Below are 24,375 nucleotides of genomic sequence, written 5' to 3'. Positions count from 1 at the left end.
TGCGGTGCCGGACGGGTTGAGGGTCCCGTCGCGGCGCCGCGGCCCGCGGGTGTTTCCGGGGCCCCCGCGGGTGGCCCGCGGGGTCAGGGCGCGTCCACCGTTCGCTCCGGCCACGCTCGCATGGCCGCCTCCGCCACCGCCTCCAGCTCCTGCCGTGTCGCGCCGTCACGCGCCTGCTGCGACATGCCCTGGAGCACGGCCCCGCTGAAGCGGGCGAGTGCGCGGGCGTCCGTGCCGGCCGGGAGCAGGCCCGCCGCGACGTCCGCGCGGATGCGCGCCTCCATGCCCGCCAGGTTCGCGTTGCGCCGGTCGCGCAGGGAGTCCGCCACGTCCGGGGTGGCGCAGTTGGCCGCGGCGGAGATCACCAGGCAGCCGCGCGGGTGCGCCGGGTCGGTGAACTCCGCCGCCGCCTCGCGCAGCATCCGCCCTATCCCGGCGCGCGCGGTGGGCTCGACGTCGAGGGCGCGTGCCGCGAAGGAGCCGTGCGACCGGACGTACTCGGTCACGACCTCCTCGAACAGGGACCTCTTGTCACCGAAGGCGGCGTACAGACTGGGCGCGCCGATGCCCATCGCCCGGGTCAGCTCGGCGACCGAGGTCGTCTCGTACCCGTGCTCCCAGAAGGCCATCGTGGCCCGCTCCAGGGCCGTCGCCCGGTCGAAGGAGCGGGGCCGGCCGCGCTGCGTCGTCGCCATGCCGCCATTTTATAGCGCGCATTAGGGAATGCTGCTACGGTTCTTTCTGTAACGCTCACTAGAGAAAGAGGGGGGCGTCCATGCGCACGCTCACGGGCAGGACGGCGTTGGTGACGGGCGGCAGCCGGGGCATCGGGCGGGCGATCGCGGAGCGCCTCGGGCGCGACGGCGCGCGGGTCGCGGTGCACTACGGGGTCAACGAGACCGCCGCCAAGGAGACCGTCACCGCGATCGAGACGGCCGGCGGCTCGGCCTTCGCGATCGGGCAGGAGCTGGGGGTGCCGGGGGACGCCGAGGGACTGTGGGCCGCGTTCGACCGGCACGCGGACGGGCTGGACATCCTGGTGAACAACGCGGGCATCGCGGCGCCGGCGGCCTTCGGCGAGGTCGAGGAGGCGGCGTACGACAGGCTCTTCGCGGTCAACACCAAGGCGCCGTTCTTCGTGACGCAGGCCGGGCTCGGCCGGCTGCGCGACGGGGGCCGCGTGGTGAACGTCTCGACGGGGCTGTCGCGGGCGGCCCTGATGCCGGAGCACATCGCGTACGCGATGAGCAAGGGCGCGCTGGACCTGTTCACGTCGTACCTGTCGAAGGCCCTCGGCGCGCGGGGCATCACCGTCAACACCGTGGCGCCCGGCATCGTCGACACCGACATCAACGCCGACTGGCTGCGGGGGAGCGACGAGGCGTGGGCCGGGGCGGCGGCCATCTCCGCCCTGGGCCGGGTGGGCCGGCCGTCGGACATAGCCGACGTGGTGGCGTTCCTGGCGTCGGACGAGGCGCGGGCGGTCACGGGCCACTGGATCGACGCGACGAACGGCTCGCTGCCGTAGGACGTTCCGCGGGGCACGGCGGGCCGGTCGCTCGGCCCGCCGGGACACCGGCCCTGTGGGAGGCGGGCTTGGGGGGAAGGCGGCTCGGCGGGGCGCAGGCTCGGCGGGGGGCGCCGCAGGCTGGTGGGACGGCGCCCTGGCGGGGCGGCGACCTGGCGGGGGCGGCGACCTGGCGGGGGCGGCGCCGGCGGGGGCGGCGCCGGCGGGGGCGGCGGCCTGGCGGGCCGGTGGCTCGGTGGAGCGCGGGCTGGGGGGCGGCTCGGCGGGGGGCTCCGGCTCGGCTGCGCGCCGGCCGGCGGCGGGTGTCGCCGCGCCGCCCCACAGGGGCGGCCTCCGGGGGGTCCGGGGTCAGCGCGTCTCGGTGACCTTCGCGAGGGCCCTCGGCGCGTCCGGGTCCTGGCCGCGCGCGATGGTCACCTCGTAGGCGAGCTGCTGCAGCGGCAGGATCTCCAGGATCGGCTGGAGCTCCTCCGGCACGCCGTCGACCGGCAGGACGAAGCCTGCCGATGCCGCCTCCACCTGCGCCCGCGGGCCGACGACGAACAGGTCGGCGCCCCGGCCGCGCAGCCGGTCGAGCACGGGCTGGAGCGCCTCGCCGCCGCGCCCCTCGGTGACCACCGCGATGACCGGTGAGACGTTGTCGACCATGGCCAGCGGCCCGTGCAGCAGGTCGGCCCCGGAGTAGGCCAGCGCCGGGACGTAGCTGGTCTCCATCAGCTTCAGGGCGGCCTCGCGGGCCGTCGGGTAGCCGTACCCACGGGAGGTGAGCACCATCCGCTCGGCGAAGCGGTAGCGCGCGGCGAGGGTGCGCACCTCGTCGCGGCGGGCCAGGATCCGCTCGGCGAGGTCGGGCAGGGCGTGCGCGGCGGCGCCGTCGCCGCCGCGCAGCCCCTCCACGAGGAGGTACAGGGTGAGCAGCGAGGCGGTGTACGTCTTCGTCGCGGGCAGCGCCCGCTCGGGGCCCGCCAGGACGTCGAGGTGGTACTCGGACACGGCGGCCAGCGGTGAGTCCGGGTTGTTGGTCACGGCGAGCGTGACCGCGCCGGCCTCCCGGGCCGCCCGGGTGGAGGCCACCAGGTCGGGCGAGCCGCCGGACTGGCTGACGGTGATCACCAGTACGTCGGTCAGGTCGGGTCGGGCGCCGTAGGCCGTGGTGGTCGACATGGAGGTGAGACCGCAGGGCATGCCGAGGCGGATCTCCAGCAGGTACTTGGCGTACAGCGCGGCGTTGTCGGAGGTGCCGCGTCCGGTCAGCAGCACGAAGCGGCACCCACGCGCCGCGACGGCCCGCGCGACGGCGTGGACCTCCGGTACGCCGCGCTCCAGGATCCGGCGCAGCACGGCGGGCTGCTCCGCCATCTCCCCCGCCATGATCCGGCCAGGCTCGTCGCTCATGGCTCCCAGTCGACCAGGGTTCGCGCCGGGCCGCCAGCGGTGGGCGGACGTCGGGGCGCGCGGCCGTCGGCAGTGGGGGGCGGGGGTCGATCGAGGGGCGTTCCGGGCCATGGGACGGCGGGGGCGCTTCTGCTAGATTGGTCTATACCACCTTGAGGTATGTGACCCTTTCCCCTCCTCCCAGATCGGCAGGCCCAGCGTGGAAGTTGTCATCGTCCAGGACGCCCAGGCAGGCGGCGAGCTCATCGCGGAGGGCATCGCCGACCTCCTGCGCCGCAAGCCCGACGCTCTGCTCGGCGTGGCCACCGGCTCGACGCCGCTGCCCATCTACGACGCGCTGACCGCGAAGGTCCGCTCGGGCGCCGTGGACGTCTCCCGCGCGCGGATCGCCCAGCTCGACGAGTACGTCGGACTGCCCGCCGGGCACCCGGAGTCGTACCGCTCCACCGTGCTGCGCCAGGTGGTCGAGCCGCTCGGACTGGACGCGGACGCCTTCATGGGTCCCGACGGCTCCGCCGAGGACGTGCAGGCGGCCTGCGAGGCGTACGACCGGGCGCTCGCCGAGGCGGGCGGGGTCGACCTCCAGATCCTGGGCATCGGCACCGACGGCCACATCGGCTTCAACGAGCCGTGCTCGTCGCTCGCCTCGCGCACCCGGATCAAGACGCTCACCGAGCAGACCCGGATCGACAACGCCCGGTTCTTCGAGGGCGACATCGACCAGGTGCCCCACCACGTCATCACCCAGGGCATCGGCACCATCCTGGAGGCCCGCCACCTGGTCCTGCTCGCCACCGGCGAGGGCAAGGCCGAGGCTGTGGCCCAGACCGTCGAGGGCCCGGTCGCCGCGCTCGTCCCCGCGTCAGCGCTCCAGCTCCACCCGCACGCCACGGTCGTCGTCGACGAGGCCGCCGCGTCCAGGCTGAAGCTCGCGGACTACTTCCGTCACACCTACGCCAACAAGCCCGCCTGGCAGGGCCTGTGAGCCGGTAGCCCCGGGGGGCGTGACGGAGGGCCGGGCACCCACGGGTGCCCGGCCCTCCGTCACGTGCGCTACGCGCCCGCGACGACCTCCGCCGCCGCGATGCCGCAGACCCGCGCCGCACCGTGCGTCGCGATGTGCAGCGCCCCGCGCGGCGGAGCCTGGTTCAGGCCCATCTCCACCACGATCGTGTCGGGGCGGGCCGCGAGCAGCCCGTCCAACGCCTCCCTCATCCAGGCGTGACGGTGCGCGTCGCGCACGACGGCCACGATCCGGCGCTCCCCCGCCGCCCGCAGCACGTCCTCGGCGCCGGTCCCGGCGCCGTAGGTCCCGGTCCGGGTGCCCGGCAGGAGCCGCTCCAGCTCGACGCCGACGCCCCAGGGGGTCTCGTCGCCGACGGCGATGTTCGCCTCCGGCGCGTAGGACGCCACGTGGACCGGGCCCGCCGGCGGCTCGTACGGCGTCTCCCCGGGCGTGACGCGCAGGGCGCGGCGCGCCGCCACCAGGCCGATGTCGGTGCCGGGCGCGGTCCCCTCCTGCACAGCCGCGCCCGGCTCCGTTCCGGCCCCCCTTACCCGGTGCGCCCGGGTCCAGGACGCCAGGGCGCGTACCCGCGCCGCCGCGTCGGCCAGCCGCTCCTCGGGCAGTTCGCCGCTCCGTACCGCCGCCACCAGCGCGTCGCGCAGGCTGAGGACGATCCCCTCGTCCGCGAGGCCGCCGCCGACGCAGATGGCGTCGGCGCCCGCCGCGATGGCGAGGACGGAGCCGCGCTCGATCCCGTAGGTCGACGCGATGGCCTGCATCTCCATGCCGTCGGTGACGATCAGGCCCTCGAAGCCCAGCTCCCGTCGCAGCAGTCCGGTGAGGATCCGCGGGCTCAGGGTGGCGGGGCGGTCGGGGTCGAGCGCGGGCAGCAGGATATGCGCGCTCATCACCGATTTGGAACCCGCCGCGATGGCCGCGCGGAAGGGGATCAGCTCACGGGCGTGCAGTGTCCCCGGATCCACGTCGATGCGGGGCATCGCGAGGTGCGAGTCGACGTTCGTGTCGCCGTGCCCGGGGAAGTGCTTGGTGCACGCGGCGACGCCGGCGGCCTGCATGCCCTCGATGTAGGCGACGGTGTGGCGGGAGGCGAGCTCCGGGTCGGCGCCGAAGGAGCGCACGCCGATGACCGGGTTGTTCGGGTCGGAGTTGACGTCGGCGGACGGCGCCCAGTTGAAGTCCACCCCGCAGGCCGCCAGTCGGCGGCCCAGCTCGTGGGCGACGGCCCGGGTGAGCTCCGGGTCGTCGACGGTGCCGAGCGCGAGGTTGCCGGGGAAGGAGGAGCCGGTGCGGACCTCCAGCCGGGTGACGTCGCCGCCCTCCTCGTCGATGGCGACCAGGACGTCCTCGCGCTCGGCGCGCAGCCGCGCGGTGAGCGCGGTCAGCTGCTCCGGCGTGGCGATGTTGCGGCCGAAGAGCCCGACGGAGGAGAGCCCCTCGGCGACGCGCCGGAGCAGCCAGTCGGGCGGCGTCGTGCCGACGAAACCGGGCTGGAGGACGGTGAGGGCGTCGCGGGTCAGCGTGTCCGCGGTGTCGCGTACGAGTGTGGTCATGGGCCCGGTCATCCCTTCACTGCGCCGGCCGTGAGGCCCGCGGCCATCTTGCGCTGGACGAGGAGGAACAGGATCACGATGGGGACGGCCATCATGGTGGAGCCCGCCATCATGGGGGCGTACTCGGTGCCGTTCTTGGTGATGAAGTTCCCGAGCCACACGGTCGCGGTCTGGTTCTGCTGGCTCATCAGCATCAGCGCGTACAGGTACTCGTTCCACGCCTGGATGAAGCCGTAGACCGACGTGGCGACCATGCCGGGGGCGAGCAGCGGGAAGACGACGCGGACGAAGGCGCCGGTGCGCGTGCAGCCGTCGACCATGGCCGCCTCCTCCAGCTCCTTCGGGATGTTCACGATGAAGCCGCGCAGGGTCCACACCGTGAACGGGAGGATGAAGGTGAGGTAGGTGATGATCAGGCCGGTGAGCCGGTCGTACTGGCCCAGGTCGTTGAGGAGCAGGAAAACCGGGATGATCATGGCGACCAGCGGGACCATCTGGACGGCGAGGATGCCGACGATGACGATCTTGCGGCCGCGGAAGGCGAACCGCGAGATGGCCAGGGCGGCGAGCATGCCGACGGCGATGCCGATCACCACGACGACCAGCGAGACGACGAGGCTGCGGCCGACGGGCCCCCAGAAGTCGGCGACCTCCAGGGCGCGCTTGAAGTTCTCCAGCGTGAAGGTGGAGGGGAAGAAGTGCGGGTCCGGGTCGATCGCGTCCTTGGCCGGCTTGAAGGCCGTGTTCACCATCCAGTAGACGGGGAAGCCGAGGACGGCCACGACGAGCAGGCCGAGCAGGTTCCAGCCGAGCTTGCCGGGGCGCCGGCGGCGGGTGGTGGCGGTCCGGGGGGCCTTCGCGGCCGGGGCCGTCGGGGCGGCCGGGGCCACGGGGTTGGCCGGGGCGGCCGTGGCGTTGGCGCTCACTCCACCTCTCCGATCTTGAGCATCTGACGCATGTAGACGGCGACCGCACCGAGCAGCAGGAAGACCGTGACGAGGGCGATGGCCGAGCCGGTGCCGTAGTCGTTCACGACGAACGCCTTGTCGAACGAGTAGGTCGTGAGCACCTGGAACTCGGGCTCGGGGTGGCCGTTGCGCATCACGTAGACCTGCGGGAAGACGCCCATGTCCCAGATGACGGAGAGGGTCGTCAGCATGACGATGATCGGCTTGAGGATCGGGAGGGTGACGAAGCGGAAGACGCCCCAGGCGCCGGCGCCGTCGAGGCGGGCGGCCTCCTCCAGCTCCTTGGGCACCTGGGTGAGGCCCGCGCTGAGCGTGATGACGACGAAGGGCACGGCGCCCCAGACGACCAGCAGCATGATCACGGCGAGGCCCTGGGGGCCGCTGGCGAACCAGTTGTGGCCGATCATGTCGACGCCGGGGAGCTTGTCGATCAGCCAGTTCAGCACGCCGTAGTCGGCGTCGAAGAGCCACTTGAAGATGGCCGTGGCGACGATGATCGGCATGCCCCAGCTGGCCACGAGGACAACGCTGATCAGTGCCTTCACCCACGGCGAGACCCGCTGCAGCAGCAGGGCGATGAGCATGCCGAGGACCATCGTCAGCACGACGGCGCCGCCGGCGAAGACCACCGTGCGCAGGACGACGGCCCAGAACTCGCCGTCGCCGAGGATCCTGGCGAAGTTGGCGAAGCCGACGGACTCGGCCTCCTGGAAGCCCCACAGCTGCGGCTGGCCGAACTTCTGGAAGGAGAGGGCCACCAGCCGGTACAGCGGGTAGCCGAGGACCAGGACCAGGACGGTCAGGCAGGGCGCGAGCAGCAGCCACGGGACCGACGCCCCGGTCCTGGCGCCGGGTGCCGACGGTTTCCCGGCCGGCTTCCCGGGGTGGCGTCCGGCGCCCGGGCCGGGTGGTGGCGCTTGCCGCACCGGCGGCGCCTTCGCGGTGGTTGTCTCAGCGGCACTCATCCCGTGCTCCTCAGCGATCCCTCTCGTGGTGCGGGCGGCGGGGCCCCGTCGCGGCGACGGGGCCCCGCCCACAGGTCACTTGGTGTTGATGACCTTGTCGATCGCGGCGTCCGCGTCCTTGGCGGCGGCCTCGACGGACTTCTTGCCGTTGGCGATCTCGACGAGCATCGTCTTGAGGATCTGGCCCTTCTCGACCTGGCCCCAGCCGGGCGCGGTCGGGACGAACCAGCTGGACTCGGCGGCGGTGGCCGGGACGGCGGTCGCCGGGTCGGCCTTCAGCGGGGCGAGGTCGGCCTTGTTGTTGGGCAGGTTGCCCTTGGCGACGAGGCCCTTCTGGCCCTGGGGGCCGGTGAAGGCGGCGATCCACTCGGCGGCGACGTCCTGGGACTTCGACTTGACCGGCACGGCGAGGTCGGAGCCGCCCAGGAAGACCGGGAGGTTCTTGCCCGACGGGCCGGGCATGACGAAGTTCTCCAGCTTGTCCTTCAGGCCGCCCACCTTGTCGTTCTTCGGGTCGGCGGCGGTGGCGCCCTCCCACGCGGCGGCGAAGACGGTCGCCGCGTTGCCCTGGCCGAAGACGACGGGGCGGTCGGCCTCGTCCTTCGTCTTGTCCCCGTGCATGTAGGCGTCGAGGACCTTCTTGTACTCGGTGAGGCCCTTGACGGACTCCGGCGACGAGAGGTTCGCCTTCCACGTCTCGCCGTCCTGCTCGGCGATGGAGCCGCCGGCGTCGAAGACGAACGACATCGCGGCGTACCAGTCCGGCGCCGGCTGGTACCAGGCGCTGAACTTCTCGCCCTTCTTCGCCTGGATCTTGTCCAGGGCGGCGGTCAGCTCGGCCCAGGTCTTCGGGGCCGTCGTGACGCCGGCCTCGGCGGCGACGTCCTTGCGCCAGGTGCCGATGCGGCCGCCCGCGTAGTAGGGGACGCCGTACGTCTTGCCGTTGTAGGTGACGGACTCCTTCAGGGCGTCCAGCCACTTGTCCGAGTTCTCGAACTTCGCGGGGTCGACCTCGGCGAAGGCGCCCTTCGCCATGTAGCCGATCATCTCGGTGTTGCCCATCTCGACCACGTCGGGGGCCTTGTCCGTGGCCAGCACGGCGTCGAGCTTGGTGTTCTTGTCGGGCCAGCCGTAGTACTCGTGCTTGATCTTGATGCCCGGGTACTTCTTGGTGATCGCGTCGTCGGCCGCCTTGACCAGGTCCGGCCAGTTGTTCTGCGCGTCGACGGTCAGCCAGACGGTCAGCTCCTTGGCGCCGCCCGCCTTGTCGCCGCCGTTGTCGGAACCGCCGCAAGCGGCGAGACTGACCATCATGCCCGCGACGCCGATCGCCGCGATGAGCTTGCGCTTCACGCCACCCTCCTCAGGGATGCCTGCAACCCCTGCCCACCGCGGAGACGTGCGACGTACGACGCATCTTGCTCGTGGGACTGGGACCTGATCTTTAATGGTTTAGACCAGTAACCCGGAGCTTGGCCTAGACCTTTGGGGGTGTCAAGGGTGTATAAGAGGGGCTGTTGCGTCCGTTATGGGACCGACACCTGAGGAGGGGCGACGACCCGTGACCGGTCCGTGCCACCATGTGAGCCGCGACAGACGGAGGAGCCGGTGACGGCAACAGCACAGGAGTCGGAGAGGCAAGCCATGGCCGCGCACAGTGGCGGTACGGAGCCCGGGAAGGCGCTCCCGTCCGAGAACGGGACGGCGACGCGGACCGCTCGCGTGCCCAAGTACTACCGACTCAAGCGGCACTTGCTGGACATGACCGAGACCATGCCCCCCGGCACCCCCGTGCCGCCGGAGCGCACGCTCGCCACCGAGTTCGACACCTCCCGCACCACCGTGCGCCAGGCGCTCCAGGAGCTCGTCGTCGAGGGGCGGCTGGAGCGGATCCAGGGCAAGGGCACGTTCGTCGCCAAGCCCAAGGTCTCCCAGGCGCTCCAGCTCACCTCCTACACGGAGGACATGCGCGCCCAGGGCCTCGAACCCACCTCCCAGCTGCTGGACATCGGCTACGTCACCGCCGACGACACCCTCGCCGGACTCCTCGACATCCAGCCGGGCGGGCGCGTCCTGCGCATCGAGCGCCTGCGCCTGGCCAGCGGCGAGCCCATGGCCATCGAGACCACCCACCTGTCGGCGAAGCGCTTCCCGGCGCTGCGCCGCTCGCTGGTGAAGTACACCTCCCTCTACACCGCGCTCGCCGAGGTGTACGACGTGCGGCTGGCCCAGGCGGAGGAGACCATCGAGACGTCGCTGGCCACACCGCGCGAGGCGGGGCTGCTCGGCACGGACGTGGGCCTGCCGATGCTGATGCTCTCCCGGCACTCCATCGACGAGGACGGCGCGCCCGTCGAGTGGGTGCGGTCGGTGTACCGGGGCGACCGGTACAAGTTCGTGGCCCGGCTCCAGCGGCCGAGGGACGAGTAGGCCCGGACGGCCGGACCCGGCGACGGGCACAGGATTCCCACCCCTCACACACGCCTCCGCAGTCACACCGTTATCAAGCGACGGGTTCCCTCGCGCCGGGCCGTCCCCTAGATTCACCGCATCGCACGGCTGATCTTGAGGGGACGGTGCCGCCGTATGCCGGAGATGTCGCAAGAGAAACCACCCGTCGTCACCCCCGTGCGGGTGGTGATCGCGTTCTGTCTCGTCGCCCCGTTCGTCGCGATGCTCTGGGTGGGCTCCTACGCCCGGACGGAGCCGGTGCTCATCGGGATCCCGTTCTTCTACTGGTACCAGATGCTCTGGGTCGTGCTGTCCACGGCGCTGACCATGCTCGCGTACCGGCTCTGGCACCGTGACCAGCGGGCCCGCGCCTCCCGGGACGGGGGTGCGGAGCGATGAAGGACGGTGTGAACGGCGTCGCGCTCGCCGTCTTCGTCTTCTTCTTCCTGCTCGTCACGGTCATGGGCTTCCTGGCCGCGCGCTGGCGCCGGGCCGAGAACGAGCAGAGCCTGGACGAATGGGGCCTGGGCGGCCGGTCGTTCGGCACGTGGGTCACGTGGTTCCTGCTCGGCGGGGACCTGTACACGGCGTACACCTTCGTCGCCGTCCCGGCGGCCATCTACGCGGCGGGCGCCGCCGGCTTCTTCGCCGTGCCGTACACGATCCTCGTCTACCCGCTGATCTTCACCTTCCTGCCGCGCCTGTGGTCGGTGTCGCACCGGCACGGCTACGTCACCACCGCCGACTTCGTGCGCGGCCGCTGGGGCTCCAAGGGCCTGTCGCTGGCGGTCGCCCTCACCGGCATCCTCGCCACCATGCCGTACATCGCGCTCCAGCTGGTCGGCATCCAGGCCGTGCTGGACGTGATGGGCGTGGGCGGCGGCGAGTCCACGCACTGGTTCGTCAAGGACCTCCCGCTGCTGATCGCCTTCGGCGTCCTCGCCGCGTACACGTACTCCTCCGGGCTGCGCGCCCCCGCGCTGATCGCGTTCGTCAAGGACACGCTCATCTACCTGGTCATCGCGGTCGCCATCATCTACATCCCGATCAAGCTCGGCGGCTTCGACGCGATCTTCAGCGCCGCGAGCGACGCCTACGCCCAGGTCAACCCGGCGACCGACAAGCCGCGCGGCGCGCTGGTGCCGGGCGAGGCCGGCCAGTGGACGTACGCGACCCTGGCGCTCGGCTCGGCGCTGGCGCTCTTCATGTACCCGCACTCCATCACCGCGACGTTGTCGTCCCGCAGCCGTGACGTCATTCGCCGCAACACCACCATCCTGCCGCTGTACTCGCTGATGCTGGGCCTGCTGGCGTTCCTCGGCTTCATGGCGATCGCCGCGGGCATCAAGGTGCAGAACGGCCAGCTGGCCATCCCGCAACTGTTCGAGGACATGTTCCCCGACTGGTTCGCCGGGGTCGCCTTCGCCGCCATCGGCATCGGCGCGCTCGTACCGGCCGCGATCATGTCGATCGCCGCGGCCAACCTCTTCACCCGCAACATCTACAAGGACTTCCTGAAGCCGGACGCCACCCCGGAGCAGGAGACCAAGGTGTCCAAGCTGGTGTCGCTGCTGGTCAAGGTGGGCGCGCTGGCGTTCGTCCTCACGATGGACAAGACGGTCGCCATCAACTTCCAGCTCCTCGGCGGCATCTGGATCCTCCAGACCTTCCCCGCGCTGGTCGGCGGCCTGTTCACCCGGTGGTTCCACCGCTGGGCGCTGCTCGGTGGCTGGGCGGTCGGCATGGTGTACGGCACCTGGACCGCGTACAACGTCGCCGGCCCCACGCAGAAGCACTTCGGCGGCTCGTCGGCGGAGATCCCCGGCATCGGGGAGATCGGGTACATCGGCCTCACCGCCTTCGTGCTGAACCTCCTGGTCACGGTGGTCCTCACGTTCGCGCTGCGGGCGGTGCGGGCGCCGGAGGGCGTCGACGAGACGACCGCCGGCGACTACACCGCCGACGTGGGCGACACGGGCGTCCGCCGGACGATGCCCAAGGTCGGCACCGGGCACTGAACCCCGGACCGCCCCGCGGCGAGGGCCCCCGCACCGTCCCGGCAGGGCGGCGGGGGCCCTCGTGCGCGTACCGGGCCGACGGGGGCCCTCGTCCGGTACCGGGCCGGTAGGCGAGGATGTGCGCATGACACGACGCCCGGTGCCCGCACCGCTCCCCCCGCGCCCCCGGCGCACCCCGGCGCTCCTGGCCGCCCTGGCGTCGCCGCTGCTGCTCCTCGTCGGCTGCGGCACGCAGGTGGCCGGCTCCGGCGCCCCGGACCGGGCGGAGTTGGAGGCCCGCGCCGCCGCCCTGCAGACCAGGGCGGAACACGTGTACGTGACCGAGGCCGACGGCTTCGACCTCGCCGAGCAGTCGGTGGGCGTCCTCGGCGACGACGGCTTCTCCGCGTCGTACGTCTCGAAGGGCGGCGGCACGCTCACCCTCGGCGTCGAGCGGGGCCGCCTCGAGGACGTGGGCTGCGCCGCCGTCCCGTCGGCCCCACCCGCCCCGTCGACCGGCACGGGCGCGGCCGGTGGCGGGCCGTGCGCAGCGGACGGGGCGCTGTGGTACCGCTCCGGGGACACGGCACACGAGTACCTGCGCGTCGAGGGCGGGCTGCGCATCCGCGTGAGCGCCGACCGCGCCGCCGTGGACCGCGCCACCCTGCGTGCCGCCGCCGAGCGGGCGCACCGCGCCTCCGACGAGGAGTTGGCAGAGGTACTGCCCGAACGCCCGCCCGGGTCGGGTGGCTCGGGCGGCACGAGCGGCAACGGCGGTCCCGGCGGCACGAGCGGCACGAGCGGCACGAGCGGCACAAGCGGCACGGCCGGCAGCGGCGGCCCCGGCGGCACCGGCGGCGCGCCCGTGGAGCGCGGGGACCTGCCTCCCGTGGGTGACGGGGCGCCCGACAACGGCGTGGGCGTGAGCGGCTGACCCCGCCCCACCACCCCGGCCGCGCCGCCCCCGCGGGCTCGCGGGAGCCCCGCGGCGGCCCGTGACGGCCCCCGTGTCCGCCCGCGCCGGCCCTCCCCGAGGGGCCACGCGCCGGTCCCGCGAGAGCCCCGTGGCAGCCCCGCGCGGACCCCTCCGCCGGGGCCGGAACCCCTCCCCGGGCTGCCACTGTTCGCGTACGCGCCGACACTCTGACACAACATGTGGGGTGTGCCGTGAGGGGTGCCCCCCACATGTATGCTCGTCCTCGCTGTCGCAGCAGGGGAATCCGGTGAGAGTCCGGAACTGTCCCGCAACGGTGTACCGGTGTGCCCTTCGCGTACCCGCGAGTCCGACGACCTGCCGGCAGCGCGCCCGGACCGTCCGGCCCGGGTGCCCAGACGTCCGGGCCTCGCGGAGTGGGCCGGTGGACGCGGTCACGCACGCCCCCGTGCCCGGGGTGAGGCGCGCCCCGCTCCCCCGCCCCCGCCCGCGGGACCCCGAGCCGAGCGAGGGAGAGCCCCCACGTGACCATCGCGCCAGCGGATCCGGCTTCAGCCACCGAAGTCGACGCGCCCGGGACCGCGCTGCTGCGGACCCTGACCGACCTCACCGCGGACCTCCCCGACGCCGACCCCGGCCGGGTCGCCGCCGCCGCCCTGCGCGGCCGGCACGCCGGGTCGGACGAGGCCGAACTGCGGGAGCTCGCCACCGAGGCGGCGGCCGGACTGATCGCCGAGGACCCCGCGTACTCGAAGCTCGCCGCGCGGCTCCTGACCCGGACCATCGCCGACGAGGCGGCGGGCCAGGGCGCGGTGTGCTTCTCGGCCTCCGTCGCCGTCGGCCACCGCGAGGGGCTCATCGCCGACCGCACCGCCGAGCTCGTGGCGGGCCACGCCGACCGGCTGGACGCCGTGATCGACCCCGCGGCCGACGACCGGTTCGGCTACTTCGGCCTGCGCACCCTGTACTCGCGCTACCTGCTGCGCCACCCGCTCACCCGCAAGGTGGTCGAGACCCCGCAGCACTTCCTGCTGCGGGTCGCCTGCGGCCTGGCCGCCGACCGTTCGGCGGGCGCCCTGGACGAGGTCGAGGCGCTGTACCGGCTGATGAGCCGCCTCGACTACCTGCCGTCCTCGCCGACCCTGTTCAACTCGGGCACCCGGCACCCCCAGATGTCCTCCTGCTACCTGCTGGACTCCCCGCAGGACGAGCTGGACTCCATCTACGACCGCTACCACCAGGTGGCCCGGCTCTCGAAGCACGCGGGCGGCATCGGTCTGTCGTACTCGCGGATCCGCGCCCGCGGTTCGCTGATCCGCGGCACCAACGGCCACTCCAACGGCATCGTGCCGTTCCTGAAGACGCTGGACGCGTCCGTCGCCGCCGTCAACCAGGGCGGGCGGCGCAAGGGCGCGGCCGCCGTCTACCTGGAGACCTGGCACGCGGACATCGAGGAGTTCCTGGAGCTGCGCGACAACACGGGCGAGGACGCCCGGCGCACGCACAACCTCAACCTGGCGCACTGGATCCCCGACGAGTTCATGCGCCGCGTCAACGCCGACGCCGACTGGTCGCTCTTCTCGCCGTCGGACGTCCCCGAGCTGGTCGACCTGTGGGGCGAGGAGTTCGACGCCGCCTACCGCGCCGCCGAGGCCAAGGGCCTGGCCCGCCGGACGATGCCGGCCCGCGACCTGTACGGCCGGATGATGCGGACGCTCGCGCAGACCGGCAACGGCTGGATGACGTTCAAGGACGCCGCCAACCGCACCGCCAACCAGACCGCCGAGCCGGGCCACACGGTCCACTCCTCCAACCTCTGCACGGAGATCCTGGAGGTCACGGACGACGGCGAGACCGCGGTCTGCAACCTGGGCTCCGTCAACCTCGGCGCGTTCGTGACCGGTGACTCCATCGACTGGGAGCGGCTGGACGAGACCGTCCGCACGGCCGTCACCTTCCTCGACCGGGTCGTCGACATCAACTTCTACCCGACCGAGCAGGCGGGCCGCTCCAACGCCCGCTGGCGCCCGGTGGGCCTGGGCGCGATGGGCCTCCAGGACGTCTTCTTCCGGCTGCGGCTGCCGTTCGACTCCCCCGAGGCGCTCGCCCTGTCGACGCGGATCGCCGAGCGGATCATGCTCGCCGCGTACGAGGCATCCGCCGACCTGGCCGAGCGCCACGGCCCGCTGCCCGCGTGGGAGAAGACGCGGACCGCGCGCGGCGTGCTCCACCCCGACCACTACGACGTCGAACTGGCCTGGCCCGAGCGGTGGGAGGCGCTGCGCGCCCGCGTCGCCGAGGTCGGCATGCGCAACTCGCTGCTGCTCGCCATCGCGCCGACGGCGACGATCGCCTCCATCGCCGGGGTCTACGAGTGCATCGAGCCGCAGGTCTCCAACCTCTTCAAGCGCGAGACGCTGTCCGGCGAGTTCCTCCAGGTCAACTCCTACCTGGTGGACGAGTTGAAGAAGCTCGGCGTGTGGGACGCGCAGACCCGTGAGGCGCTGCGCGAGTCCAGCGGCTCCGTGCAGGGCTTCACCTGGGTCCCGGCCGACGTGCGGGCCCTGTACCGCACGGCGTGGGAGATCCCGCAGCGCGGCCTGATCGACATGGCCGCCGCCCGCACGCCGTTCCTGGACCAGTCGCAGTCGTTGAACCTGTTCCTGGAGACGCCGACCATCGGCAAGCTGTCGTCGATGTACGCGTACGCCTGGAAGCAGGGGCTGAAGACGACGTACTACCTGCGCTCCCGCCCGGCGACCCGGATCGCCCGCGCCGCCCAGGCGTCCGCCGCCGCCCCCGTACCCGCCCAGCAGGTGTCCGAGCCCGACGCCGTCGCCTGCTCCCTGGAGAACCCCGAGTCCTGCGAGGCCTGTCAGTGATGTCCCCCCACACCGAGAAGAACCTGCTCGACCCGGGCTTCGAACTCACCCTGCGCCCCATGCGCTACCCGGACTTCTACGAGCGTTACCGGGACGCCATCAAGAACACCTGGACCGTCGAGGAGGTCGACCTCCACTCGGACGTCGCCGACCTCGCCAAGCTCACTCCCGGTGAGCAGCACATGATCGGCCGTCTGGTCGCCTTCTTCGCGACCGGCGACTCGATCGTGGCGAACAACCTGGTCCTGACGCTCTACAAGCACATCAACTCCCCCGAGGCGCGCCTCTACCTCTCGCGGCAGCTGTTCGAGGAGGCCGTGCACGTCCAGTTCTACCTGACGCTGCTCGACACCTACCTCCCCGATCCGGCGGACCGCGCGGCCGCGTTCGACGCCGTGGAGAACATCCCCTCCATCCGCGAGAAGGCGCAGTTCTGCTTCAAGTGGATGGACTCGGTCGAGAAGATCGAGCGGCTGGAGACGCGGGCCGACCGGCGCCGCTTCCTGCTGAACCTGATCTGCTTCGCCGCGTGCATCGAGGGCCTGTTCTTCTACGGCGCCTTCGCGTACGTCTACTGGTTCCGCTCGCGGGGTCTGCTGCACGGGCTGGCGACCGGCACCAACTGGGTCTTCCGTGACGAGACGATGCACATGAACTTCGCGTTCGAGGTCGTCGACACCGTCCGCAAGGAGGAGCCGGAGCTCTTCGACGACGCGCTGCGGCAGCAGGTCACGGACATGCTGAAGGAGGCCGTGGAGGCGGAGCTGCAGTTCGGCCGCGACCTGTGCGGCGAGGGCCTGCCGGGCATGAACACCGAGTCGATGCGCCAGTACCTGGAGTGCGTCGCCGACCAGCGCCTCACCCGCCTGGGCTTCGCCCCGGTGTACGGCTCGGAGAACCCGTTCGCGTTCATGGAGCTCCAGGGCGTCCAGGAGCTGACGAACTTCTTCGAGCGCCGCCCGTCCGCGTACCAGGTGGCCGTGGAGGGCTCCGTCGACCTGGACGAGGACTTCTGACGGGGAGCGCCGGGACGCTGCCCACGCGGCTCGCGGCCGGCGCCGCCGCCGCGCTGACCGTCGCCGCGGGCCTGGGAGCCAGGTCCGCGGCGACGGGCGCCTGGGCGACGTACGCCGGGGACGCGCTGTACACCGTGCTCGTCGTGGCGCTGGTGGTGCTGGTCGCGCCCCGGCTGCGGCCGGTGGCGGCGGCCGGGGCGGCGCTGGCGTTCTCGTGCGCGGTGGAGCTGTTCCAGCTGACGGGCGTACCGGCCGGGCTCGCCGCCCACAGCCGGCTGGCGCCGCTGGTCCTCGGCACCTCGTTCCACGCCCCGGACCTGCTCTGGTACGCGATCGGCGCGGCGGCCGGCTGGGCGGTCCACGCCGCCTGCCGCCGCGCCCGGGGCCGTGAGGGCCGCGGCCGCCGGACGACGACCACGGCCGTCTGACGCCGCGGCGTCGGCGCCGCGGGCCGTCATGCCGCGACGTCGGCGCCGCGGCCGTCAGATGCCGCAGCCGGAGGCGGACCAGAACCGGTCGGCCCGGTGGTCGAGGTGGGTGTGGTCGCCGTGCCCGGGGTAGCCCGGGCCGAGGATGCCGTTGAAGCCGTGGTTGCGGGCCTGCTGGGCGAGCCGGCACAGCGAGTGCGGGCCCGCGCCGAGGTCGGCGGCGTCCCCGTACAGATGGCGGCTGCCCGACGCGCCGCCGACCGCGTCGTTGCAGGCGTGGGAGCGGAAGCCGCTGGTCACGGTGATGGGCTGGTCGCCGAGCGCGTGGCGCAGGGCCTCCAGCTTCCACATCGTGCGCAGCGCGTTGGACTTCGCGGTGGCGGCGCTGACGGCCCCGCCGGACCAGGTGGTGTTGCAGTCGTTCAGCTCGGCGTAGCCGAAGTGGACGGGCGTGCAGTCGTCGTCCTGGAGGGCGTACAGCTTGCTGAAGGTGGCGGGGCCCGCGACGCCGTCGGCCGTCAGGCCGTACGCGGCCTGGAACCGCTTGACCGCCGCGGTGGTGGCCGGGCCGTAGGAGCCGTCGACGGCGAGGACGGCCCCGTATCCGGGGTAGCCGGCGACGCGGATCTGCAGCTGGGTGACGTCGGCGCCGGAGGCGCCCTGGGAGAGCGTGCGCGACCACGTGTAGCAGCCGTCGGCGTGGGCGGTGCCGGCCGTGGTGACCACGCCGACCGTCAGGGCAGACATGAGCATGACAAAAGACAGCAGGAGTCGTCCGGTCCGTCCGAGCATCGTGCCTCCGTGTCCGAGCGGGCGTCCCGGCGGGCGCCGGGCGCGACGGGCGGGACGGCGCGGGCGCCGTACCGCTCCCGAGACTGGCGGGGCGGTCGACGCGCGTCAACAGGGCGTGCCGCCCTTCACCCGCCCGACCCCCGACGGACGTGGACGGGTCCCGCCCCGGTCACCTGAGCGTGACCGGACCGGGACCCGTAGGACCTGGACGTACGGGGACCGGACGTGACGGGACGGGCCCGGACGTAAGGGACGGGTCCGGGGCCCGAAGGGCCTGGACGTGCCGGGCCGGACGTGCGGGGCCGCGACGGCGGCGTCAGTCGTTGGCGACGACCGGGTAGCGGGGCGTGCCCTCGGCCATCTGCTGCAGCGCGTCCTTGCGGTCCCGCTTCGACAGCCGGTCGATGTACAGGTACCCGTACAGGTGGTCCGTCTCGTGCTGGAGGCAGCGGGCGAAGTACCCGGTGCCCCGGACCTTGATGGGGTTGCCCTTCACGTCCTGGCCCCGCACCACCGCGTAGTCGGGCCGCGCCAGCGAGGCGTACGCCGTCGGGACGGACAGGCAGCCCTCGTTGGAGTCGTCGAGGTTGCGCCGGTCCGCCGGCAGCTCCTCCAGCACCGGATTGCAGACGACGCCGACGTGCCGCACGCCCTCGTCGTCCGGGCAGTCGTAGACGAAGACCTTCAGGTCGACGCCGATCTGGTTGGCGGCGAGACCCACGCCCTCGGCGGTGCGCTGGCTGGCGAACATGTCGTCGACGAGCCGGGCGAGGTCGTCGTCGAAGGCGGTGACGTCCTTGCACTCCTTGTGCAGCACGGGGTTGCCCACCACCGTGATCGGACGCGACGTACCGCGCTCGCGGTACGCCTGCTCGCGCTCCTCGCACTGCTCCGTGTCGACGACGAACCCCTCGTCGTCGACGGGGAGGGCGTCGAAGCCCTGCTGGTCCGTCTCCTGCTGCGCCATGTCCGGTTTCGCGCCTTCCCTGAGTACCCGTTGCCGTGTGCCCGTACAGCCTAAGGGGCCCCTGCGGCGGGCATCAGCAGACTTCCTCCAGATCGCGCCACTCCCGGCTGTCCGGACTGTCGGCGACCCAGCCGTCCAGGAGCCCCCGCACGAGGCCGGCGGGCGCGGCGATGCCGCACTCCCGCTCGGGCACCCACAGGTCCCCGGCGGTGCGGTGGCCGAGCGGGCCGGGGTGGCCCGGCTCGCTGTGGTCGTGGGGGTCGAGGTGCTCACCGTCGCCCTCGGCGCTCGGCATCCGGGACTCCGAGCAGGTGCGGCACAGCAGCCGCACGGACGAGGACCAGTCCTCGGCGGCGAACCCGGCGTCGGCCGCCAGCCGCTCCAGGGCGTCCCGGTCGGCCTCGGTCGCGGCCTCCAGCAGCACCACCCAGGTGGGAACGGGCGACGGGGCCCACAGCTCGATCTCGTCGAACACCGGGAAGCTGTGCCCCGACGCGGTCGTGCGCTCGCCGTTGGGGACGCCGTCGTGGAGGACCACCTCGCCCCAGCGGCGCCCGGAGGACGGCAGCGGGATGGACAGCACCTCCATCCGGGCCGGGTCGAGCCTGCGGCCCCACACGACCTCGGCCTCGCCCTCCGGCGACAGCCGCACGGCGGCGCTGCCCAGCTCCATGCCGACCGGTTCCCCGCCGGGCGCGGTGCCGCCGGGCACCTTGAGCCCGTACGCCTGCCAGGCGCGGCGGGCCAGCGGCCAGTCCTGGAGGGCGGTCGCGGCGATGCCGACGTTCCACCAGTCGGGCGCCCCGGTCTCCTTGTCCAGCAGGGCGACGGCGCGCAGCCCGGCGGCGCGGGCCTGCTCCCAGTCGTGCCGGAACTTGTGCAGGAGCGCCAGGTTGAACCAGGACTCCGAGAGCCAGGGCTCCAGATCGGCCGCGCGCGTCAGCAGCGCGCCCGCGTCCTCGTACCGCCCGTCCCCGATCAGCGTGAACGCGCGGTCGGTGGCCTGCCGCCACGAGGCGGAGGGCCGATGCCGTACCTTCCCGAAGATCCTCACGATTCCCGCCTGCCGGTCGCTGAAGGTCACTGCCCCCGGACACCCTCTCGTTGGCATCCAACCATGCCCGGTCGCACGCCCGCTCATTACCCATGGGTTACCCCGGCACCCGCCCCTCGACGCCGCCCCGGGCGAGGACTCTGACGAGGGATTCCACGACCGCCGGGTGGTAGTCGCGGGCGGTCCCGAGCCTCAGGTGCTCCAAGGCCGCGAGCGCCCGGTGGGCGCATTCCCCGGAGAGGTCGTCGTACGCGTTGACCGCCCGGACGATGCGCGCCGCGAGGGGCTGCTCGCGGTACGGGTCGGCCTGCCGCTCGACGACCACGGCGACGGCCGGCGGCACACCGGTCTGGCGGACCACCGCGCCGCCGAGCAGGGCGATGCGGCGCTGCTCGGCGGCGGGCAGCAGGGCCGTGGCCCCGTCGGGGACCGGGTCGACCAGGGAGAGCTGGCCGATGTCGTGCATGAGGGCCGCGTACTCCAGGACGGTCAGGTCCTCGCGGCACAGCCCCATCTCCCGCCCCACGGCCCGGCTGAGCGCGGCGACGCGGTGGGCGTGGCCCGGCGGGGTGTACCCGGCGATCTCGGTGGCCCGGGCGAGGGAGGCGATGGTCTGCCGGTAGGTGCGGCGCACGGCGGCGTACCGGCGGAACGCCAGTTGCGTGAGGAGCAGCGGTACGCACAGGACGGGCAGCGTCCACAGGCCCGCGACCGCGACCGCCAGGGCCATCACCGCGCCGGTGGCGCACACGGCGGACGCGACCCCGGGCAGGGCCCGCAGCTCGTCGCGGAGGAGCGGACCGTACGGATAGCCGGTGCGGGCGCGCAGCAGCAGGGCGGCGAGGACGGCGTCGCACAGCGCGGTCAGGGCGAGGACCAGCAGCAGGAGCGGCACGTACCGGGGCGACGGGGGCTCGGCGTGCAGGGGCCCGGCGCAGACGGCGGCGAAGGTGACGGTCAGCGCGCGCCGGGCGGTCCGGTCGGGCTCGGGCCCGCGGCCCCGCGCCACGTCCGGCACGGCGCCCACGAGCACCCCTGCGGCGGTGACCGTCACGACCTGGGCCACCCCGCACGCGGGGGTGCCGGCCGGCACCCCCAGCAGGGCGTACGCCAGCGCCCCGGCCGCCGCGAGCGGGGCCGGCTCGCGTTCGCGCGGCGGTCCGCCCCGGCGCGCGAGCACGCCGACCGCGATCAGCACGCCGAAGGCGAGGGCCGTGCCGGGCTCCGAGAGGCCGTGCCAGAGGGTCCATCCGAGCGACAGGGCGGTGGCGGTGGCGGCGGCCCCGTACACGAGGAGGACGGTGAGGGGCGGGCGCGGGCCGCGGCACCCGCTCACCGCCCGCCCCCGGCGGTCCGCCCGGGCCCGGTTCCCGGCCTCTCCCCGGACCTTGCCCCGGACGCGGAGCCAGTACCGGTACCGGTACCGGTACCGGACCCTGCCCCGGGGCCGGAGCCGGAGTCCGAGCCGGAGCCGGTACCGGGCCCGTGCCCGTGCCCGGACGGGCGCCCGGTGCCGGCGGTCGGCGCCGTCCCGGTACGGGGCGGGCGGTCCGGTCCCGCGGCGGACCGGGCGGACCGGGCGGACCGGGCGGACTGGGCGGGCAGCCCGGGAGGGGTGCGCGGCGCGGGGCCGGGGGCCGGCCCGTCGGGCGGGGCCGGCTCGTCGGACGTCACGGCCGTCTGCCACCCGTGCCGGGCGAGCGCCCGGGCGAGCGCCCGCACCATGTCCGGGTCGAAGTGGCTGCCGGAGCAGCGGTCGAGTTCGGCGAGCGCCGCCCCGACCGGCCGCGCGCGGCGGTAGGAGCGCGTGGACGTCATCGCGTCGAAGGCGTCGGCCACGGCGACGACCCGGGCGATCTCGGGGATCTGGGCGCCGCGCAGGCCGTAGGGGTAGCCCCCGCCGTCGAGCCGTTCGTGGTGGTGGAGGATCGCGGCGCGGGCCTCGCCGAGGAAGCCGATGCCGCGCGTCATCTCGTGCCCGTACTCCGGGTGGAGCTCGATGATCCGGCACTCCTCCGGCGTCAGCGGCCCGTTCTTGCGCAGGACGCGCGTGGGGACGCCCAGCTTCCCCACGTCGTGGAGGGTCCCCGCGAACCGGAGGACCTCCAGGCGCTCCTCCGCCATGCCCAGCTCGCGGCCGATCATCACCGAGGCCCGGCCGACGCGTTCGCTGTGCCCGCGCGTGTAGGCGTCCTTCAGGTCGACGGCCTGGACGAGCGCCCGGATGGTCGCGTGGTGGGCGGCGCGCTCACGGTGGTACTGGGTGAACGCCCAGCTCGTCGTGGACATCGGCAGGAGCAGCAGCAGCGCGGCCGGCCAGCCGTACGGGCCGCACCAGAGCACCGCCATCACCAGTCCGACGAGGCCGTGCACGACGTGCGCGGCGAGCGAGCGGCCGAACAGCCCGCGCCAGGCGGCACGCGGCGGCACCCGTTCGGCGGTGGCGAGGATCCCGCCGTCGAGGGCGGCGAGCACGGCGCACGAGGCGAGGACGGCGGCGCCGGCGGGCAGCAGCGCGTACGGGAGGTCGGGGGGGAGCGGCCCGGCGGGCCCGGGGCCGCCCAGGGCGGCGGGGCCGTGGAGGAGCGCGGCGGTGTGGGCGGCGGCCCAGGCGGCGAGGGCGAGCCGGGCCGCCCGCCAGATCCGGCGGGTCCGCCGCGCGGATCGCTGCTCGACGGGCGCGACCAGTGCCCCGACCAGGACGGCGAGCGCGGCGGCGGACGGCGGGAGCAGCAGCGCGGCGGCGAGGAGGACGGGGAAGGAGGAGCCGTGGCCCGCCGGCGGGTCCGCGCCCCCGGGCCGGCCCGCGCGGGGCCGCACGCCCGGGCGTTCGCACAGTCCGTACAGCCCGGCGAGGAGCGCGAGGGCGCCCCAGGGAGTGGCGGCCGGTGCCGCGGCCGCCGGCAGGGCGCACGCGGCGGCACCCAGCGCGGCGCAGGCGACGTACGCGCGTGCCGCTCCCGGAATCGCCGCCACCGCTGCTCCGCCTCCCCTCCGCCCGGTCGGACGCCGGGGCTGGCCACGCTAACGAGCCGGTCGGGGGCGGGCGGCGGGACGGACCCGATTAGCACGTTCGGGTGACGGTGGGGGCGGCCGTGTGTGCGGGCCCGGCCGCGAGGCGCCGTACGGCGGCGGCGTACGGGGCGCGGTGAGGGCCCTGGGCCTCCCCGCGGTCGCGGCGGTGTCCGCCCTGCGCGAGCGGAGTCCTCCCTGGGGGAGCGTGGGCGCAGGGACGTGCGCCGTGGGCGGGCAGGTGTCCGCCCTGGCGGCGCGGCGGTCTCCGCCCTGGCGGCGCGCGGTGCGGGCGGGGCCCGTGGACGCGGGACGGGGCGCCCCCGCGGTGGTCCGCGGTGGCGCCCCGTCCGGGCGTCGGCGTGCCGCCTGCCGTCACTCCTGCGCGGTGGCGGGGACGTCCTGACCGGTGGCGGGGACGTCCCGGGAGGTGGTGGTGTGGACGTCCGAGGCCGGGACGGGTTCTCCCGCCCGGATCAGCTCGATCCGCCCCATGACCTTCGCGCGCAGGTCGCTGGGGACGTCGTCGTGTCCGCAGCACCGCTTGACGAGCTTCTTCACGGCCTGTTCGAGCCCGTACTTCTCCAGGCACGGGGAGCACTCCTCGAAGTGCGTCTCGAACTTGGTGCAGTCACTGTCGGGCATCTCGCGGTCGAGGAACTCGTAGAGGTGGTCCAGGACCTCCGAGCAGTCCGTCTCGTGCGGCTCTCCGCAGCTCATGAGCCCGAGCCTTTCCGGTCGTTCGTGGACTCTCCGGCGCCCGCGGGCACCAGCCCGCGCTCACGGGCGTAGTCCTCCAGCATGCCGCGCAGCTGGCGGCGCCCACGGTGCAGGCGGGACATCACCGTGCCGATGGGCGTTCCCATGATGTCCGCGATCTCCTTGTAGGCAAAGCCCTCGACGTCCGCGAGGTAGACCGCGATGCGGAACTCCTCCGGGATCGCCTGGAGGGCTTCCTTCACGTCGGAGTCCGGGAGGTGGTCCAGCGCCTGGGACTCGGCCGAGCGCAGACCGGTCGACATGTGGGACTCGGCGCGGGCGAGCTGCCAGTCCTCGATCTCCTCGGCGGCGCTCCGCTGGGGCTCGCGCTGCTTCTTGCGGTACGAGTTGATGAAGGTGTTGGTGAGGATCCGGTACAGCCACGCCTTGAGGTTGGTGCCCTCGCGGAACTGGTGGAACGAGCCGTACGCCTTGGCGTACGTCTCCTGCACCAGGTCCTCTGCGTCGGCCGGGTTCCGCGTCATCCGCAGGGCTGCCGAGTACATCTGGTCGAGGTAGCCGAGGGCGTCCCGCTCGAAGCGCGCGTTGCGCTCGCGGTCCGTCTCCTCGGGGCCTTCGTCGGTCCCCCTGTCGGTCCCAGTGACCGGACCCACCTCCTCCAGCGCGGCGGCGAGACCGAGTGCGGACCC

Annotated in this window: 22 protein-coding genes and 1 riboswitch; of the genes, 9 read left to right on the top strand and 13 right to left on the bottom strand. The window is 73.5% G+C overall.

Annotated features, from left to right (window positions below; all coding sequences use genetic code 11):
- Positions 1–83: 83 nt before the first annotated feature.
- Positions 84–695, bottom strand: coding sequence for a TetR/AcrR family transcriptional regulator (locus tag NRO40_RS20100; protein WP_058943407.1), 612 nt, complete (start codon positions 693–695; stop codon positions 84–86).
- 80 nt (positions 696–775) lie between these two features.
- Between NRO40_RS20100 and NRO40_RS20095 the strand changes: the two genes are divergently transcribed.
- A complete protein-coding gene (locus NRO40_RS20095; RefSeq protein WP_058943406.1) occupies positions 776–1,528 on the top strand; it encodes an SDR family oxidoreductase in 753 nt (250 codons plus the stop codon).
- Between the two features lie 348 nt (positions 1,529–1,876).
- On the opposite strand, the gene NRO40_RS20090 is transcribed toward NRO40_RS20095, so the two are convergent.
- Positions 1,877–2,923, bottom strand: a complete 1,047-nt coding sequence (locus NRO40_RS20090; RefSeq protein WP_058945444.1) for an SIS domain-containing protein — start codon at positions 2,921–2,923, stop codon at positions 1,877–1,879.
- A gap of 199 nt (positions 2,924–3,122) precedes the next feature.
- Between NRO40_RS20090 and nagB the strand changes: the two genes are divergently transcribed.
- Positions 3,123–3,908 (top strand): glucosamine-6-phosphate deaminase, encoded by a 786-nt coding sequence (gene nagB / locus NRO40_RS20085; protein ID WP_058945445.1) that lies wholly within the window; start codon positions 3,123–3,125, stop codon positions 3,906–3,908.
- A 68-nt stretch (positions 3,909–3,976) separates the two neighbouring features.
- Here the strand turns inward: nagB and NRO40_RS20080 are convergent, their stop codons facing one another.
- The 4 genes from NRO40_RS20080 to NRO40_RS20065 form a co-directional block, all read right to left on the bottom strand.
- Positions 3,977–5,500 carry a glycoside hydrolase family 3 protein gene (locus NRO40_RS20080; protein WP_058945446.1) on the bottom strand — a complete coding sequence of 508 codons (1,524 nt, stop codon included), beginning with the start codon at positions 5,498–5,500 and terminating at the stop codon, positions 3,977–3,979.
- Positions 5,501–5,508: 8 nt separating this feature from the next.
- Positions 5,509–6,300 (bottom strand): carbohydrate ABC transporter permease, encoded by a 792-nt coding sequence (locus NRO40_RS20075; RefSeq protein WP_232791299.1) that lies wholly within the window; start codon positions 6,298–6,300, stop codon positions 5,509–5,511.
- A 122-nt stretch (positions 6,301–6,422) separates the two neighbouring features.
- Entirely contained in the window at positions 6,423–7,433 is a 1,011-nt protein-coding gene (locus NRO40_RS20070; RefSeq protein WP_058945447.1) for a carbohydrate ABC transporter permease, read from the bottom strand.
- A gap of 75 nt (positions 7,434–7,508) precedes the next feature.
- A complete protein-coding gene (locus tag NRO40_RS20065; protein ID WP_257375458.1) occupies positions 7,509–8,786 on the bottom strand; it encodes an extracellular solute-binding protein in 1,278 nt (425 codons plus the stop codon).
- A 291-nt stretch (positions 8,787–9,077) separates the two neighbouring features.
- Between NRO40_RS20065 and NRO40_RS20060 the strand changes: the two genes are divergently transcribed.
- The 7 genes from NRO40_RS20060 to NRO40_RS20030 all read left to right on the top strand — a co-directional run bounded on the left by NRO40_RS20060 (position 9,078) and on the right by NRO40_RS20030 (position 17,141).
- Positions 9,078–9,863, top strand: a complete 786-nt coding sequence (locus NRO40_RS20060) for a GntR family transcriptional regulator (protein WP_058945427.1) — start codon at positions 9,078–9,080, stop codon at positions 9,861–9,863.
- 165 nt (positions 9,864–10,028) lie between these two features.
- Positions 10,029–10,283 (top strand): DUF3311 domain-containing protein, encoded by a 255-nt coding sequence (locus NRO40_RS20055; RefSeq protein ID WP_401892069.1) that lies wholly within the window; start codon positions 10,029–10,031, stop codon positions 10,281–10,283.
- The gene (gene mctP / locus NRO40_RS20050; RefSeq protein WP_058945425.1) at positions 10,280–11,902 is read left to right on the top strand and encodes a monocarboxylate uptake permease MctP; all 1,623 of its coding nucleotides are present in this window, start codon (positions 10,280–10,282) and stop codon (positions 11,900–11,902) included. Before NRO40_RS20055 ends, mctP begins: the two co-directional genes overlap by 4 nt.
- Before the next feature lie 124 nt (positions 11,903–12,026).
- Positions 12,027–12,815, top strand: a complete 789-nt coding sequence (locus NRO40_RS20045) for a hypothetical protein (protein WP_079047555.1) — start codon at positions 12,027–12,029, stop codon at positions 12,813–12,815.
- 251 nt (positions 12,816–13,066) lie between these two features.
- Positions 13,067–13,194: riboswitch (cobalamin riboswitch) on the top strand.
- Between the two features lie 145 nt (positions 13,195–13,339).
- Positions 13,340–15,697: a ribonucleoside-diphosphate reductase subunit alpha gene (locus tag NRO40_RS20040; protein WP_058945423.1), complete on the top strand. Its 2,358-nt coding sequence runs from the start codon at positions 13,340–13,342 to the stop codon at positions 15,695–15,697.
- A complete protein-coding gene (locus NRO40_RS20035; protein WP_257375457.1) occupies positions 15,697–16,713 on the top strand; it encodes a ribonucleotide-diphosphate reductase subunit beta in 1,017 nt (338 codons plus the stop codon). The genes NRO40_RS20040 and NRO40_RS20035 overlap by 1 nt, the downstream gene beginning before the upstream one ends.
- The gene (locus NRO40_RS20030) at positions 16,710–17,141 is read left to right on the top strand and encodes a ribosomal maturation YjgA family protein (protein WP_058940698.1); all 432 of its coding nucleotides are present in this window, start codon (positions 16,710–16,712) and stop codon (positions 17,139–17,141) included. The genes NRO40_RS20035 and NRO40_RS20030 overlap by 4 nt, the downstream gene beginning before the upstream one ends.
- Before the next feature lie 54 nt (positions 17,142–17,195).
- On the opposite strand, the gene NRO40_RS20025 is transcribed toward NRO40_RS20030, so the two are convergent.
- The 7 genes from NRO40_RS20025 to NRO40_RS19995 all read right to left on the bottom strand — a co-directional run bounded on the left by NRO40_RS20025 (position 17,196) and on the right by NRO40_RS19995 (position 24,339).
- Positions 17,196–17,933 carry a D-Ala-D-Ala carboxypeptidase family metallohydrolase gene (locus tag NRO40_RS20025; protein WP_058940682.1) on the bottom strand — a complete coding sequence of 246 codons (738 nt, stop codon included), beginning with the start codon at positions 17,931–17,933 and terminating at the stop codon, positions 17,196–17,198.
- Between the two features lie 316 nt (positions 17,934–18,249).
- Positions 18,250–18,900, bottom strand: coding sequence for a peptide deformylase (gene def, locus NRO40_RS20020; RefSeq protein WP_058940681.1), 651 nt, complete (start codon positions 18,898–18,900; stop codon positions 18,250–18,252).
- A gap of 73 nt (positions 18,901–18,973) precedes the next feature.
- Complete coding sequence (locus NRO40_RS20015) at positions 18,974–19,954, bottom strand: tetratricopeptide repeat protein (protein ID WP_058940697.1); 981 nt, start codon at positions 19,952–19,954, stop codon at positions 18,974–18,976.
- A gap of 97 nt (positions 19,955–20,051) precedes the next feature.
- Positions 20,052–21,245 (bottom strand): HD-GYP domain-containing protein, encoded by a 1,194-nt coding sequence (locus NRO40_RS20010; protein ID WP_232790958.1) that lies wholly within the window; start codon positions 21,243–21,245, stop codon positions 20,052–20,054.
- Positions 21,246–21,286: 41 nt separating this feature from the next.
- On the bottom strand, positions 21,287–22,930 hold the full coding sequence (locus NRO40_RS20005; RefSeq protein ID WP_079046823.1) for an HD-GYP domain-containing protein: 1,644 nt from the start codon (positions 22,928–22,930) through the stop codon (positions 21,287–21,289).
- 411 nt (positions 22,931–23,341) lie between these two features.
- Positions 23,342–23,686 carry a mycothiol system anti-sigma-R factor gene (rsrA, locus tag NRO40_RS20000; protein WP_058940679.1) on the bottom strand — a complete coding sequence of 115 codons (345 nt, stop codon included), beginning with the start codon at positions 23,684–23,686 and terminating at the stop codon, positions 23,342–23,344.
- The gene (locus NRO40_RS19995) at positions 23,683–24,339 is read right to left on the bottom strand and encodes a sigma-70 family RNA polymerase sigma factor (RefSeq protein WP_058940678.1); all 657 of its coding nucleotides are present in this window, start codon (positions 24,337–24,339) and stop codon (positions 23,683–23,685) included. The genes rsrA and NRO40_RS19995 overlap by 4 nt, the downstream gene beginning before the upstream one ends.
- Between the last annotated feature and the right edge of the window lie 36 nt (positions 24,340–24,375).

Origin of the sequence: Streptomyces changanensis, from assembly GCF_024600715.1 — a bacterium.
Taxonomy (GTDB): Bacteria; Actinomycetota; Actinomycetes; order Streptomycetales; family Streptomycetaceae; genus Streptomyces; species Streptomyces changanensis.
Note: the sequence above shows the minus strand (reverse complement) of the source record. Positions and strands in the feature narration are given on the sequence as shown.

What these genes read in the sequence shown, in the direction of transcription:
- NRO40_RS20100 (WP_058943407.1), bottom strand. Translation starts at nt 695, where the DNA reads ATGGCGACGACGCAGCGCGGCCGGCCCCGCTCCTTCGACCGGGCGACG.
- NRO40_RS20095 (WP_058943406.1), top strand. Translation starts at nt 776, where the DNA reads ATGCGCACGCTCACGGGCAGGACGGCGTTGGTGACGGGCGGCAGCCGG.
- NRO40_RS20090 (WP_058945444.1), bottom strand. Translation starts at nt 2,923, where the DNA reads ATGAGCGACGAGCCTGGCCGGATCATGGCGGGGGAGATGGCGGAGCAG.
- NRO40_RS20080 (WP_058945446.1), bottom strand. Translation starts at nt 5,500, where the DNA reads ATGACCACACTCGTACGCGACACCGCGGACACGCTGACCCGCGACGCC.
- NRO40_RS20070 (WP_058945447.1), bottom strand. Translation starts at nt 7,433, where the DNA reads ATGAGTGCCGCTGAGACAACCACCGCGAAGGCGCCGCCGGTGCGGCAA.
- NRO40_RS20060 (WP_058945427.1), top strand. Translation starts at nt 9,078, where the DNA reads ATGGCCGCGCACAGTGGCGGTACGGAGCCCGGGAAGGCGCTCCCGTCC.
- NRO40_RS20055 (WP_401892069.1), top strand. Translation starts at nt 10,029, where the DNA reads ATGTCGCAAGAGAAACCACCCGTCGTCACCCCCGTGCGGGTGGTGATC.
- mctP (WP_058945425.1), top strand. Translation starts at nt 10,280, where the DNA reads ATGAAGGACGGTGTGAACGGCGTCGCGCTCGCCGTCTTCGTCTTCTTC.
- NRO40_RS20045 (WP_079047555.1), top strand. Translation starts at nt 12,027, where the DNA reads ATGACACGACGCCCGGTGCCCGCACCGCTCCCCCCGCGCCCCCGGCGC.
- NRO40_RS20035 (WP_257375457.1), top strand. Translation starts at nt 15,697, where the DNA reads ATGTCCCCCCACACCGAGAAGAACCTGCTCGACCCGGGCTTCGAACTC.
- NRO40_RS20025 (WP_058940682.1), bottom strand. Translation starts at nt 17,933, where the DNA reads ATGCTCGGACGGACCGGACGACTCCTGCTGTCTTTTGTCATGCTCATG.
- def (WP_058940681.1), bottom strand. Translation starts at nt 18,900, where the DNA reads ATGGCGCAGCAGGAGACGGACCAGCAGGGCTTCGACGCCCTCCCCGTC.
- rsrA (WP_058940679.1), bottom strand. Translation starts at nt 23,686, where the DNA reads ATGAGCTGCGGAGAGCCGCACGAGACGGACTGCTCGGAGGTCCTGGAC.